This window comes from Vibrio neptunius, from assembly GCF_000967495.1.
GTDB lineage: Bacteria > Pseudomonadota > Gammaproteobacteria > Enterobacterales > Vibrionaceae > Vibrio > Vibrio neptunius.
Genome location: NZ_JXXU01000044.1, coordinates 41,389 through 56,109 on the forward strand (window position 1 = coordinate 41,389; position 14,721 = coordinate 56,109).

The following is a 14,721-nucleotide window of genomic DNA, read 5'->3' on the forward strand; positions in this document are numbered from 1 at the left end:
TCACGCAAACAAACTTTAAAGTATAAATTGGTTAACAATAGAGTTACAAAAAGGTTAATATCCTGCTCAGAAAACAACCATTATAAAACAAAACAGGGAAAATACTTATGCAGTCATTAGTTGATTTTCTGAATGGAATCATCTGGAGTCCGGCACTAATTTATTTGTGTCTTGGCGCTGGCTTGTTCTACTCAATCATGACGCGATTCGTGCAGGTTCGTCACTTTAGTGAAATGTGGCGTTTACTTCTTTCAGGTAAAAGCTCGTCCAAGGGCATTTCTTCTTTCCAGGCACTCGCCGTTTCACTTTCTGGACGTGTAGGTACAGGTAACATCGCAGGGGTTGCAGCAGCTATCGGTTTCGGTGGACCTGGTGCGGTGTTCTGGATGTGGGTTGTGGCATTCTTTGGTGCAGCAACAGCGTATGCAGAATCCACACTCGCTCAAATTTATAAAGAAGAAGATAACGGCGAATTCCGCGGTGGTCCTGCTTACTACATTGAGAAAGCAATGGGTCAGACGTGGTACGCGTGGATCTTTGCTATCGCGACTATTTTCGCTTGTGGCTTCCTGTTACCAGGTGTTCAGTCAAACAGTATTGGTAATGCGGTGGAAGCAGCGTTTGGCTCAGGTGCAATGATCGAGACAGCGATCGGCACATTCAGCTTTGCGAAAATCTTCACCGGTACTGTTATCTCCGTGATCCTAGCGTTCATCATCTTCGGTGGTGTTAAGCGTATCGCGAACTTCACTCAGATTGTAGTTCCTTTCATGGCACTGGCTTACATCATAACGGCCTTCATCATCATCCTTCTAAACATCGGTGAAGTACCGCGCGTATTCTCAATGATCATTGGTGATGCGTTCACACCTATGGCAGGTGTTGGTGCGGCAATCGGTTGGGGTGTTAAACGTGGCGTTTACTCAAACGAAGCGGGTCAAGGTACAGGTCCTCACGCGGCAGCAGCAGCAAGTGTTGACCACCCAGCTCAGCAAGGTCTGGTACAGTCGTTTTCTATCTACATCGATACGCTACTAGTATGTTCGGCGACAGCATTTATGATTATCATCACGGGTGCTTACAACGTACACGGTGCAGAAGGCTTCCTAGTTCAGAACGTAGCAGCGGACATTGCAGCGAACGGCCCGGTCTTCACTCAGATGGCAATTGAAAGTGCATTACCGGGTATTGGTAAGCCGTTCATTGCGATCGCATTGTTCTTCTTTGCTTTCACAACCATCCTTGCGTACTACTACATTGCGGAAACAAATGTGGCCTATATCCGTCGCCACATCAAAGTTAACGGCTTGATGTTCGTACTGAAATTGGCACTTATTGCAGTTGTGTTCTACGGTACAGTTAAGACTGCAAACCTTGCATGGGCAATGGGTGACGTAGGTGTTGGCCTGATGGCATGGCTAAACATTATTGGTATTCTGATTATCTTCTTCATGGCGAAGCCAGCACTCAAGGCACTAAATGACTACGAAGAGCAGCAGAAACAAGGTGTGAAAGAGTACACGTTCAACCCTGTAAAACTAGGCATCAAAGGTGCAGATTACTGGGAAGATAAATACCGTCGTAAGACAGGCAAAGAGCCTACAGCAGTAGAAGAAGAGTCCAAACCTGTTGAACAACCTTCAACCTAGTGTGGATATCTAAGATAAAAAAGCAGTGGTAAAAAAAGGGGTTAGCCTATGGCTAACCCCTTTCATCTTATGTTCCCAAATATATTTCTAACACGGCAATTAGCCATGCAAGCAATACTCTTTACGCTGCAACAGCTTCCGTTACCGCTGATGTTTTTTTCTCACCTATCGGCAGAATCGTGCGGCCATATTCGTTGTTCAGTACTTGAGCCATCGCGAAGTAGATTGCACTTGCGCCACAGAAAATGCCTTCAAAACCTGCAATTGTGCCAATCAGCTCACTCCCCGTGAAATCACGTGCGGCAAGTAAGAAAAATAGAATAGTTAACGAGCCGAAAACCACTTGCTTCGCTGTTGGGTAGCAGAGCGAGCCAATAAACATGAAACCCGTGAAGATGCCCCACAAAGCTAAGTACCAACCCATGAAGTGTGCTGGGCTTGCCGGTAACCCCATGTAAGGCATAACAATCAAGCCAACCAGTGTGAGCCAAAACAAGCCATAAGAAGTAAATGCGGTAGTCCCAAACGTATCACCACGTTTAAAGCACATCATGCCGACAATCACTTGGCTCAGACCACCATAGAAAATACCCATTGCCAAAATCATTGAATCAATTGGGAAGAAGCCTGCGTTATGAATGTTTAGCAGGATGGTCGTCATACCGAAACCCATCAGACCAAGTGGAGCGGGGTTAGCCAGTTTTGTTGACATTTCACACACCTTTCAAAAAAATTAATAAAATTTACGCGCGAAGTTTAGTTCCGTTCGATAAAAAAGATAGATCCGGAATGTGCAATCTAAGATTCCGAAAACCATTCTATAAACTTAGACACAACGACAAGTTCCACCATCAATAAAACAATCAGCAACTTGAGACCGCTGTTCATTGCTCCTCTCAGTCGCCACAAATAAAAAGCTCCTGCTTATTGCAGGAGCTTAGTTCAATGAGTCATGAGCCTTTTACATTACTGGCAAGAGATTTCATCCCAGAACCAGTTAGACTGGGTTGGCGTATCCCAACTACCTGGGCCATTTTTGGCGACAAAACATTTACCCTCATGAGTAACTTTATCGCCGTTGGCAACCTGAGTTACACCAGCTTGCCACTGAATAAAGTTATCAGGAACTGGCGTTGGATCAGGATTCGGGGTTGGCTCTGGCGTAGGCTCCGGTGTTGGATCCGTTGGCGTCCCAGAAACTAATTCCCATGGCCCACCAGCACTAGGATTATCACCCTGAGTCCACCATTTCGCTTTATACGTCGCCCCTTCATGGCTGACTTCATCACCCGTGTCGTAGACTTTAGTGGCACTCCAAATCTTTCCTGTACCTGGTTCAGGGTCAACTGGGTCTAGCTGGTCAACAACACGTACTTCAGGCCAACTCGCGTGAGAGCCGTACAAGTTAGTCACACATTTTTCGTAGTCACCCGGTACCAGCGCAGAGTATGCGGTCTGGAATCCAACTAATTCACACTCAAAGGAATAACCTCCCGGACGATCGGCATAGTACTTCCAATTGCCATCCCAGTTGGTATATAAAACATCGGTTGCACCATTTAGGTTAAGGCTACCGTATGGGGTTTGTTGCCAGCAGGTGCTCTTTTCATCAGCTTCGATTGGAATCTGGTAATAAGACGACAGCCCTTGCCAATATCTAATGCGGTTGACAGGCTGGCCTTTATTTTTATTCTGTTCACCACACTCAATCCCCCCGTTAATGATATTAATCGTGGTGCCAAAGCCATAGCCAATCCCCGCTTCAATTTCACGCTGAGAAGGTGACCACGTTTTATCAATCACGTGTAACATGGCTGGTTTTGGTGCTTGTGGCGTTAAGAAAAACCAAATCGCTGACGCTAAGTTCAGCCAAGAGTCTGCAACTAAACCTGGGTTATTGAGCAAGACGGATGCATCTCCATCAAACATCGCTTCAGAGAACGCGCCGTAATTAAAGTGATAAGAAAGCTGTTTAGCACCGCGTCCAAAATAGCCCTGCCCTGCTGCACACGGCCATTTTTTGTTTTGCCAATCGTTCTGGCCACAGCCAGTGGTGTAGCCTTCCTGACCTTCTGACCAGCCCATTTCGCGTACATGCACTAACGCCTGTTGCCACTCTTCAAGACCTAATGGGTTATCCGACACATTATCTTTGGCAATATGCCCGCCTGTTTCCTGCGCGAAGTGGGCAAATGCCGTCACGATCGAACGTTCACAGATCGCATCGGAATCTCGCCCATCAGTATACTCGGCACAAAAGGCGGGAAATTTACCAATCGCACGCAAGAAGCGGGTATAAGTATATTCAGGCGCAGCCATATTAGTCAGAAAATCCCACTCAGCCTGAGGGAACACACGTTCAGCGCGCTTAACGTTATCCGGATTAGTGGCAAGGTTAGGCTCAATCGCCTCAACAACGCTATTCGGTGCTGTAGTAAGTGCCTGAGACCATATCTGGTACATAGGGTTGGACGTTTGTGCGTGTTCTGCCGCCTGAATATCAGCGCGGGCAACCACATAGCCATTCGGATTCTGCGGGTCAGGTTGAATATTGGTCATCGCCCAACTGGACGATATGGCGGCTAAAGCTAAAGCGGCGGCCAAGTAACTTACTTTCTTCATCTCACTTTTCCTTGTTTTATAAAACTGAAAAGAGATTAGAAAAAGTCAGATTAAGAATCACGGTGAATAAACACGGCTGATGTGAAGTTGCGAGTCACTTTGGAGTTACAACGAAATAAGAAACGGTCAAAGCCAGTAAAATGTCTTTTGGATTCAAAAACACTCAATAATTCACTGACGTAGAATTCAATAACCCTGCCATCATCGGCGAACAATAGGATTTTTTCGGTGCAAAATACCGTAAAACACTCAAACCATTAAAAAGCCAGCCCGAAGGCTGGCTTTTAGCGTTTTGCATCAACGAACAGGATTATTCCCACTCAATCGTCGCTGGTGGTTTACCTGAAATGTCGTAAACCACACGCGATATACCGTCAACTTCGTTGATAATACGGTTGGATACCTTACCAAGGAAATCGTATGGTAGGTGGGCCCAATGTGCTGTCATGAAGTCGATCGTTTCAACGGCGCGTAGAGAGACGACCCAGTCGTATTTGCGGCCATCGCCCATTACACCTACAGAACGTACAGGTAGGAATACTGTGAACGCTTGCGATACTTTGTTGTAAAGGTCCGCAGCATGCAGCTCTTCAATGAAGATAGCATCAGCACGACGTAGTAAGTCACAGTACTCTTTCTTGATTTCGCCAAGAACACGAACTCCGAGACCAGGACCTGGGAATGGATGGCGGTAAAGCATGTTGTAAGGCAGACCTAACTCTAGGCCAATCTTACGTACTTCATCTTTGAACAGCTCACGTAGTGGCTCAACAAGCCCCATCTCCATATCGTCTGGCAGACCGCCAACATTATGGTGGGATTTGATTACATGTGCTTTACCCGTCTTCGAAGCCGCCGACTCGATCACGTCTGGATAGATAGTCCCCTGAGCAAGCCACTTCGCATTTTTCAGCTTCTTAGATTCTTCATCGAATACGTCGACAAATACGTGACCAATAGTCTTACGCTTGTCTTCTGGATCCGACTTACCTTCAAGAGCTGTCAGGAAACGCTCTTCTGCGTCAACTTTGATGATGTTCAGACCGAATTGATCGCCAAACATATCCATAACTTGCTGGCCTTCATTTAGACGAAGCAGACCGTTATCAACGAATACACAAGTTAGTTTGTCACCGATTGCACGGTGAACCAGCATCGCAACGACAGATGAATCGACGCCGCCCGACAGGCCTAGGATGACTTCGTCGTCACCTACCTGCTCTTTGATACGCGCAACGGCATCTTCAATGATCGATTCAGAAGTCCAAAGCCCTTCGCAACCACATACGCCAAGAACAAAGTTCTCAAGCATTTGCTTGCCTAGCTTAGTATGCGTTACTTCAGGGTGGAACTGAACACCGTAGTATTTCTTCTCTTCATTGGCCATTGCCGCATAAGGACAAGTTTCTGTCTCACCGACTTTTACGAAGTCCGCTGGAATTTCTACCACTTTGTCACCGTGGCTCATCCACACGTCTTGAGTTGCTTCAAGATCTTTAAACAGTGCTGATTCACCAGAAACTTTGACTTGTGCGTAGCCGAATTCACGCTCGGTTGAACCAGCAACTTTACCACCTAGCTGCTCAGCCATAGTTTGCATGCCGTAACATACACCTAGTACTGGCACACCAGAGTCAAATACGTATTGAGGCGCGCGTGGAGAGTTGTCTTCCGTTACGCTTTCTGGACCACCAGATAGGATGATACCGTCTGGATTGAATTCACGAATATCCGCTTCTTCTACATCCCAGCTCCACAGTTCACAGTACACACCGATTTCACGTACACGGCGCGCAACTAGCTGAGTGTACTGAGAACCGAAGTCCAAGATCAGAATACGTTGGTCATGAATATTTTTAGTCATTTTGAGCAGTCTTATAAGCTAGGTTATTAAAACGGAGGCGAGTGTACTCGCCTCTTATTAATGCTTCAAGGAAAAAGCAAACGTTTCCGTTAAATATATAGGTTTTATTTTTACGACGGTATTTCGTTTGAGAGCCTTTACCGAATGAACGGAGAAAGCGCGCAGTTTATAAGTATAAATGAGCACTTTCGATGCAGCTATCGAACGAAATAACCAGTAAAAATTAACCTAGACGGTAGTTTGGTGCTTCCTTAGTAATTTGAACGTCGTGTACATGAGACTCTTTCATGCCAGCGCCTGAAATACGTACGAATTCAGCTTTAGTACGCATATCTTCAACCGTTGCACTGCCAGTAAGGCCCATGCTTGAACGTAGACCACCCATCTGTTGGTGAACGATCTCTTTCAAGCGGCCTTTGTATGCGATTCGACCTTCGATACCTTCTGGCACTAGCTTGTCTGCTGCGTTATCTGACTGGAAGTAACGGTCAGAAGAGCCTTGAGACATAGCACCTAGTGAACCCATACCACGGTAAGCTTTGTAAGAACGACCGTTGTATAGAATCACTTCACCCGGAGCTTCTTCAGTACCCGCAAACATTGAACCAACCATCACACATGATGCGCCAGCAACGATAGCTTTACAGATATCACCGGAGAAACGGATACCGCCATCTGCAATAACTGGAATGCCGTATTCATTGGCAACTTCTGCTGCGTCTGCAATAGCGGTAACTTGAGGTACACCAACACCAGTAACGATACGAGTTGTACAGATAGAACCAGGGCCAATACCCACTTTCACTGCGCTTACGCCAGCTTCGATTAGAGCCTTCGCGCCTGCACCTGTTGCTACGTTACCGCCAATGATATCTAGATCTGGGTATGCCGCGCGAGTTTCGCGAATACGGTTTAACACCCCTTCAGAGTGACCGTGTGAAGAGTCGATAAGCAATACGTCAACGCCAGCTTCAACGAGTGCCTTAACGCGCTCTTCGTTACCTGCACCGGCACCCACTGCTGCACCAACGCGTAAACGACCTTGCTCGTCTTTACATGCGTTTGGTTTACGCTCTGCTTTATGGAAGTCTTTTGCGGTGATCATACCGGTTAGTTGGAACTCATCATTCACAACCAGTACTTTCTCTACGCGCGCTTCGTGCATTTTCTCTTGAACTTCTTCGCGAGTCGCACCTTCTTTAACAGCCGCCAGACGCTCTTTAGGTGTCATCACGACTTCTACTTTCTTAGAAAGTTCGGTTACAAAACGAACGTCACGACCAGTGATGATACCAACAAGTTCATTGTTTTCAGTAACTACAGGGAAACCTGCAAAACCATGCTTTTCAGTAAGAGCAACCACATCAGCAATTGATGCATCAGGGCTAACTGTCACAGGGTGAGAAACCACACCTGCTTCGTAAATTTTAACCTGATGAACCATTTCTGCTTGCTGCTCAATCGACATGTTCTTGTGGATAAAGCCAATGCCACCCTCTTGCGCTAGTGCAATTGCCAGGCGCGCTTCAGTAACGGTGTCCATAGACGCCGAAATCATTGGGATGTTTAGGGTGATGTTCTTAGTTAGCTGAGTGCGAAGATCAGCTGTGTTTGGGAGAACAGTGGAGTGTGCTGGCACAAGTAGTACGTCATCGAATGTCAGCGCTTCTTTGGCAATTCTTAGCATTTGCAATATCTCACAATTAGAGGAGTAAAAAGAACAATCCAATCTCATCGTTTCGCATAATGAGGGCAGTAAGCGGAGATGCTAGGCTGCATTTGGATTAGATATTGCGGACGGATTATACGGCTAACGCAATCGCTTGACCACAAATTTTTTAATTTTTTTCTTGCATTTACCCCCTTGCTATGTATTATATTGCCGCTAACTTCCATACCCACGTCCACGGGATTAGCTGTGTCTTCTCTGACCAATCAAAACATCTTCACCGTTTCTCGTCTTAATGCTGAAGTCCGTCTGTTACTAGAAAATGAAATGGGCATTGTTTGGTTAGTGGGAGAAATCTCTAATTTCTCTGCGCCTGTTTCTGGGCACTGGTACCTCACTCTAAAAGACTCTCGCGCTCAAGTTAAATGTGCCATGTTCCGTGGTAACAATCGTCGCGTTACTTTCAAACCGCAAAACGGCAATCAAGTCTTAGTCAAAGCACGTTTATCTCTTTATGAGCCTCGCGGTGACTATCAGTTGATCATTGAAAGTATGCAGCCCGAAGGTGATGGCAGACTTCAACAGCAATTTGAAGAGCTGAAGATGAAACTGGCGGGGGAAGGGCTGTTTGCCCAAACCAACAAAAAGTCATTGCCAGAGCATCCCAAACGCGTTGGTGTAGTCACCTCTAAAACAGGCGCAGCCCTATTCGATATTCTTGATGTCCTCAAGAGACGTGATCCTTCGTTACCTGTTGTGGTTTATCCAACATTGGTTCAAGGAGAGGACGCCGCTATTCAGATCGCACAAGCGATAGGTTGCGCGAATAGTCGCAACGAATGTGACGTTTTGATAGTTGGCCGTGGTGGCGGTTCTTTGGAAGATCTTTGGTGCTTCAACAGCGAAATTGTCGCACGCACGATTGCAGCCAGTCAGATACCTATAATCAGTGCTGTTGGACATGAAATTGATGTGACTATCGCCGACTTTGTTGCCGATATGCGCGCACCGACTCCATCGGCCGCAGCGGAATTAGTCAGCCGAGATAATAGCCATAAAGCTCAGGCATTCAATACCCGTCAACACAGACTGCAGAGCTCAATTCGCCATTATCTCACCAAACATAAGCAGGCTACTTCAACGTTACTGCATAGACTTGAGCGCCACCACCCTACTCATCAGCTACAGCGACAAAGCCAACAACTTGATGAACTGTCACTTCGTCTCGAGCGTTCGATAGAACGCTATTTTTCAGTACATCATCAAAAAATTGAACGCCAACAATACAAACTACAGCTTCACTCTCCACTCACACGCTTGAGCGAGCAGAAATTGGCATTGCAGCGGTTAGAACAGACATTAATGGATGCGATGAGCAGAAAACTACTTAACTCTCGCCACCAACTCGCGCTTGCTGTCGAGAAACTCGATACTGTCAGCCCACTTGCGACGTTAAAACGTGGCTACTCCATTACTCAGGATACCTCTGGTAAGGTTCTGACTAACGTGGGCGAGACAAAAACAGGTGATACTCTGGTCACCCGTTTATCTGATGGCGAGATACGCTCTACCGTCGTTTAAGCCTGTTTAATGAACTGGAAGGCAACTCTGGACTTCGACTTTAGTTCGTTACAAGTATGGCAAAAGTAGCTGGCGGAACCACAAGCCTGTAGTTTTTCCAGCTTGCATTCACACTCAGGGCAGTAACCAACCTTGATGTAATCACTCGCACATTCATTACAGTGGTAGTGACCTTGCCACTCAAGCTCTTTTTGACATACTGGACACGGGTTCATATTAAACTCTCTCAGTCGATGTTTCTGCTGATAGCTTATATTCTGTGGGAATCTTGGCACTATGATCTAGGTCATTCTCCATGATGGTGCTTAACCTGATACATCTGCTTGTCCGCTTGTTTAATCAAACACTCGATAGAATCTAGTCGTTCAATCTTCACAATCGACAGTCCAACACTCACATTGACTTCAATTGTATGCAGAGGAGTAAGCTCCGCCAAACTTTCTCTTAGTTCGGTATACAGAGCCCGAAGAGATTCTTCATTATCTGAAAACGCAAACGCGACAAATTCATCGCCACCATAGCGCCCACTCATACCTGACTGTGAAAAACAGTGTTTAAAGGTGTGACCCACTGCTGTTAACACGACATCCCCTGCTTCATGCCCATTCTTGTCATTGATCTGCTTGAACTTATCAATATCAGCAAAAAAACATGCCATATACGTCAAGTTAGTGTTCAGACAATCTGATGCACGTTGCAACAAAGCACGTCGATTCAAGCAGCCCGTTAAACAATCGTAACTGGCGTGATAATGCAGTTGATGTTCAAGTTGATATTTTTCCCATGCTACCGCATAGAGAGAAGCCAACATTTCGAGTACTTCTAGCTCTTCTTCACTTGGCTGAGATGGTTCAGCGCTGTAAATCGCGAATGTTCCCATCACGGTCTGGTCATTGGCCAAAATAGGTACAGACCAACAAGCACGGAAATTAGCCTTATTCGTTATAGAGAGAAAAGGCGCCCAGTTCGGATGAACATTAATGTCCTTCACCACAACGGTTCGTTTAAGAAAAGCCGCTGCACCACAAGATCCAACACCTTCGCCAATTTCAATACCTTCTATCGCCTGATTGTAGAAGTCAGGCAAACTAGGCGCATATTCCAAATATAGTCGTTGTGTCGATTCATCCAGACGTAAGATAGAAGCACGACGTTCACCAAACCAATGCTCGGAAAGATCAACCACTCGACGATTGAGTTCTGCTTTCCCCATACCCAGTGCAAGCTTGGTGAGCAACTTATTGACTTCTCGGTGAGCGTGCAGAAGTCGGTGATAACTCATAAGGCTGACTCATTATTAATTATTAACAGAAAAGGTGACTTATTAGGCGATTTTATCATCAGACCTTAACCACACTACCACAGCGAATAATTGATTATCGAGTTTACATCCATATTATGGGCTAAAGATCTTAATGAGATCATCGGCTAAATCCATTTTGATCAGCGATCACCCCAGAAAAGAATATTTATATCACCACACACCGAAAGCATAAGTTACATATGCTGCATTTGAATTTATTTCAGAGTAAAAAAACAAATTAGACACAAAAACCAAAAAAAACAGAACTTAATAAAAAGATCTTATTGAAGCTATCCCTTAATTACATCGGTGCGCATTTGGATGTTTTGTGCGTCAATCTGATGAAAACAAGTGGTAATTGCTTTGTATTCATTAAGGTTTTTAGCATGAGTGCCACCACATGGTATTTCAGCTATCTCGCCTTCACCAAGATCACATCTCCAATAACGTGAATCTGTTAACGCATCACCACAGCATTTTATCTCGATATCAGCTTCGACAGTTAACCATTGTGCTATCTGTTCATTAACCCAGAATTGTATCTTTTCTAGATCAGCCAGCATGTCAGCGCTGTTTAATCCCCGCTTACGCAATGTTTTTCCCAGACGATATGTATCGATACATTTATCTTCACTCACAAAGCTTGTCTCTTGGGCATAGCTGTTAAAGTCGTCGTACCCGTGTGGGTCTTTACGATCTGCCTCTTTACGCCAATAACCGTTTTCCACCAACACTTTGTTGAGCGCTAAATAGGCGAGATGCCCTGCACTATGACCTCGACTCAGCGCTTGCTGATACGGTTTGTCTACGACTAATGTGACCTCCTGCTGGACCTCAAAGTCTGTGAGCGATTTTTCTAGACAGTGAACAACAATAAATGCCCATCCCTCTTCATCACGTTTAACTGGGATTGTACTACCAACGTAGAGTTCATTGCTGTTGAGTTCGACGGCTCCAACCACACAATCAACCACCACGTGACCATCAATGGTGCCTTTGTCCGCGGGATGATCAGGCCAGATATGGCTGACAGGATGAAATGGGGTCATTTCAGTGATGAGGTAAAGGTAATCTTGTCCCAATTCAATACGTTGAATCTGAGAAGTAAGCTGCCACATATCGTGACAAAAGCGTGTAATTGTAGGGGTAACAGACATCTCACTATCCTATATAAAAAAAGCGCCCTTATTTAAAGGCGCTTTTCGTTGCTCTGCATTATTTTTTTCGATTTTTCATCATGCTCATTAGGCGTTTACGTTTACGCTCTTGAGATAGGGTCATCTTATTCGATTTACCCTCAAATGGGTTGTCGCTGTTTTGGAACTGGATACGAATCGGCGTTCCCATGATTTCCAATGACTTACGGTAGTAGTTCATCAGATAGCGCTTGTAAGAATCTGGTAGTTCATTTACTTGGTTACCGTGAATCACCACGATTGGTGGATTATAGCCACCTGCGTGTGCATATTTCAGCTTCACGCGACGGCCACGAACCAATGGTGGCTGGTGATCTTCGGTCGCCATCTTCATTATCCGAGTCAGAACCGAAGTACCCACGCGAGTAGTCGCTGATTTATACGCTTCCTGAACAGACTCGAACAAGTGGCCAACACCAGTACCGTGAAGCGCAGAAATAAAGTGAATTCGAGCAAAATCAACGAAGCCAAGGCGACGATCTAGCTCTTTCTTCACATGCTCCTTCACATCCATATCCAGACCATCCCACTTGTTTACTGCAAGTACAATTGATCGACCTGCATTAAGCGCAAAACCAAGCAGGCTTAGATCTTGGTCTGAGATGTTCTCACGAGCGTCGATAACCAGTAGGACAACGTTGGCGTCTTCCACTGCCTTCAACGTTTTAACTACAGAGAACTTTTCAACGGTTTCGTTGATACGCTTACGACGACGTACACCCGCAGTATCGATAAGAACATACTCACGACCATCACGCTCCATAGGAATGTAGATAGAGTCACGAGTCGTGCCTGGCATATCGTAAACCACCACGCGCTCTTCACCGAGAATACGGTTAGTCAGGGTAGATTTACCTACGTTAGGACGACCAATAATCGCCAATTTTATCGGCTGATCTTGTAGACGTTTGAACTCTTCTTCCGCTTCTTCTTCGGTATAATCTAGTTTCTCTTCTTCTTCATCTACGAATTCAGTTAAGTCTTCGATTTCACCTTGTGCTTCTTGCGCCATTTTTTCAGCAAATGGATTCAGAGCTCGGTCGATCAGTGCACCAACACCACGGCCATGAGCAGCAGCAATCTGGTACATGTTTTCAACACCTAACTGCCAGAAGTCAGCAGATGCTGCATCAGCATCAATACCATCAACCTTGTTCACAACAAGCATCGAAGGTTTTTCAATCTTGCGCAGGTGGTTAGAAATTGCAATATCAGCAGGGGTCAGGCCAGCACGACCATCGACCATAAACAGCACAACATCAGCTTCGTCAATCGCTGCTAATGATTGCTCAGCCATTTTGGTTTCAACACCTTCTTCAGTGCCATCAATACCGCCAGTATCAATCACTATAAATTCATGCTCACCAAGCTTCGCTTGGCCATATTTACGGTCACGAGTTAAGCCAGGGAAATCCGCAACCAATGCGTCGCGAGTACGAGTCAATCGGTTAAACAACGTTGATTTTCCAACGTTTGGACGCCCTACTAGAGCAACAACAGGTACCATAACAACCTCTACAATATTCTTTTCTTTATGTAGTTATAGGTAACAACTCAGCAGAGTCCACACTTTGAGCGCTTTACCTATAACCACATTAACTATGGGTATCTAAAACAAACAAACGGCTCCCAACTGTTACCAGCTAGGAGCCGAATGTGAATTATATCACACGATTACTTACTAATCGTCAGTTTCTTTACATCGCCATTACGAGTCACCGTGATATAACCATCTGGGACAACAATTGGCGAGACAGCAAATCCACTGCTATTCACTTGCTGCTGCGCAACAAACTCACCAGTATCTCGATCTAGCCAATGTAAGTAACCTTCGCCATCACCGACAACCAGGTATCCATCAATCAGTACAGGGGCAGTTAGGAGACGATGTTCAAGCAACTCATTACTCCAAAGTTCCGTGCCACTGCGAGCATCAACAGCAACTAGATAATCTTTGTCTGTCACCATATATAAACGACTACCGTCACTCGCAAGATCTGTGGACGAAGAATATTTACGCTTCCAGACAGAGTTACCAGAGCGCAGATCAATAGCGGTTAGCTGACCATTGTAACCCACAATATACAGCGTGCTACCAAGAACAAGTGGAGAAGCATCCACATCAACTAAGCGATCAATTTCAGTAGCACCTTGTGGTGTACCGATTGGCTGTTGCCAAATCAACTGGCCACGTTCTGCAATCGCAGCCGCTAAACGACCGCTTGCTGTTCCCCAGAACACACCACCAGAAACCGTCACAGGAGCACTGTTACCTCGCAAAGTAAGACTCGGTACTTCGGTACTAATCGTCCATTTGGTGTCACCTGTTGCCTGATCCAGAGCAATCAACATACCAGTGGCCGTGTGAACAATGACTAAGTTACTTTCCGTTGCAGGTGACGCTAACACTTCACCATCAACATCAACACGCCAGTTCACTTCACCATTTTCTTCGTTCAGCGCAATGACCTGACCATTTTCACTACCAATAAAAATTTGGTTGTAACCCGCCGTAATGCCACCAGATAGTCGAGCTGGAACATTCTGCTCGAGGTTTTGTTGCCACAAAGTGCTGCCATTGTCAGGATTCAGTGCTTTTACAATACCGTCACGGCTTGCAACAAAGACTTTTTTATAAGCGTATTCTGGAGACAGTTTAGAGAAATAATTGGCTACACCATCTCCGACACTTACCACCCATTCGCTTTTCGGGGTGAATTCGCTGTTAACCTGTGGCACGGGCGCCATCACGATGGTGTCTTCTTCACTGGCACAACCCGCTAACAGGCCCAGTATCGCAGCAGTAGTGAGTGCTTTTTTCAGCATTTTATTCATGC

11 protein-coding genes are annotated in these 14,721 nt (G+C 45.6%); 2 read left to right on the forward strand and 9 right to left on the reverse strand.

From position 1 onward, the window contains the following. Positions 1–107 precede the first annotated feature (107 nt). Positions 108–1,649 carry an alanine/glycine:cation symporter family protein gene (locus TW84_RS15455; RefSeq protein ID WP_045976533.1) on the forward strand — a complete coding sequence of 514 codons (1,542 nt, stop codon included), beginning with the start codon at positions 108–110 and terminating at the stop codon, positions 1,647–1,649. Between the two features lie 121 nt (positions 1,650–1,770). Here TW84_RS15455 and TW84_RS15460 read toward each other — a convergent pair whose 3' ends face one another. The 4 genes from TW84_RS15460 to guaB form a co-directional block, all read right to left on the reverse strand. After that, entirely contained in the window at positions 1,771–2,361 is a 591-nt protein-coding gene (locus TW84_RS15460) for an acetate uptake transporter (RefSeq protein ID WP_045976534.1), read from the reverse strand. Positions 2,362–2,615: 254 nt separating this feature from the next. Next, the gene (locus TW84_RS15465; RefSeq protein WP_045976535.1) at positions 2,616–4,271 is read right to left on the reverse strand and encodes a chitinase; all 1,656 of its coding nucleotides are present in this window, start codon (positions 4,269–4,271) and stop codon (positions 2,616–2,618) included. Between the two features lie 310 nt (positions 4,272–4,581). Then, a complete protein-coding gene (guaA, locus tag TW84_RS15470; RefSeq protein ID WP_045976536.1) occupies positions 4,582–6,135 on the reverse strand; it encodes a glutamine-hydrolyzing GMP synthase in 1,554 nt (517 codons plus the stop codon). Between the two features lie 223 nt (positions 6,136–6,358). After that, a complete protein-coding gene (gene guaB / locus TW84_RS15475; RefSeq protein WP_045976537.1) occupies positions 6,359–7,822 on the reverse strand; it encodes an IMP dehydrogenase in 1,464 nt (487 codons plus the stop codon). A 231-nt stretch (positions 7,823–8,053) separates the two neighbouring features. Here guaB and xseA point away from each other — a divergent pair, with 231 nt between their 5' ends. Beyond that, positions 8,054–9,385, forward strand: a complete 1,332-nt coding sequence (gene xseA, locus TW84_RS15480; protein WP_045976538.1) for an exodeoxyribonuclease VII large subunit — start codon at positions 8,054–8,056, stop codon at positions 9,383–9,385. Here xseA and TW84_RS15485 read toward each other — a convergent pair. The 5 genes from TW84_RS15485 to bamB all read right to left on the reverse strand — a co-directional run bounded on the left by TW84_RS15485 (position 9,382) and on the right by bamB (position 14,719). After that, entirely contained in the window at positions 9,382–9,600 is a 219-nt protein-coding gene (locus TW84_RS15485; protein ID WP_045976539.1) for a zinc ribbon domain-containing protein, read from the reverse strand. The genes xseA and TW84_RS15485 overlap by 4 nt on opposite strands. 71 nt (positions 9,601–9,671) lie before the next feature. Continuing rightward, positions 9,672–10,667, reverse strand: a complete 996-nt coding sequence (locus tag TW84_RS15490; protein WP_045976540.1) for a sensor domain-containing diguanylate cyclase — start codon at positions 10,665–10,667, stop codon at positions 9,672–9,674. A 311-nt stretch (positions 10,668–10,978) separates the two neighbouring features. After that, complete coding sequence (locus tag TW84_RS15495; RefSeq protein WP_045976541.1) at positions 10,979–11,845, reverse strand: alanyl-tRNA editing protein; 867 nt, start codon at positions 11,843–11,845, stop codon at positions 10,979–10,981. Between the two features lie 58 nt (positions 11,846–11,903). Beyond that, a complete protein-coding gene (gene der / locus TW84_RS15500) occupies positions 11,904–13,391 on the reverse strand; it encodes a ribosome biogenesis GTPase Der (protein ID WP_045976542.1) in 1,488 nt (495 codons plus the stop codon). Positions 13,392–13,558: 167 nt separating this feature from the next. After that, positions 13,559–14,719 carry an outer membrane protein assembly factor BamB gene (gene bamB, locus TW84_RS15505; protein WP_045976543.1) on the reverse strand — a complete coding sequence of 387 codons (1,161 nt, stop codon included), beginning with the start codon at positions 14,717–14,719 and terminating at the stop codon, positions 13,559–13,561. Between the last annotated feature and the right edge of the window lie 2 nt (positions 14,720–14,721).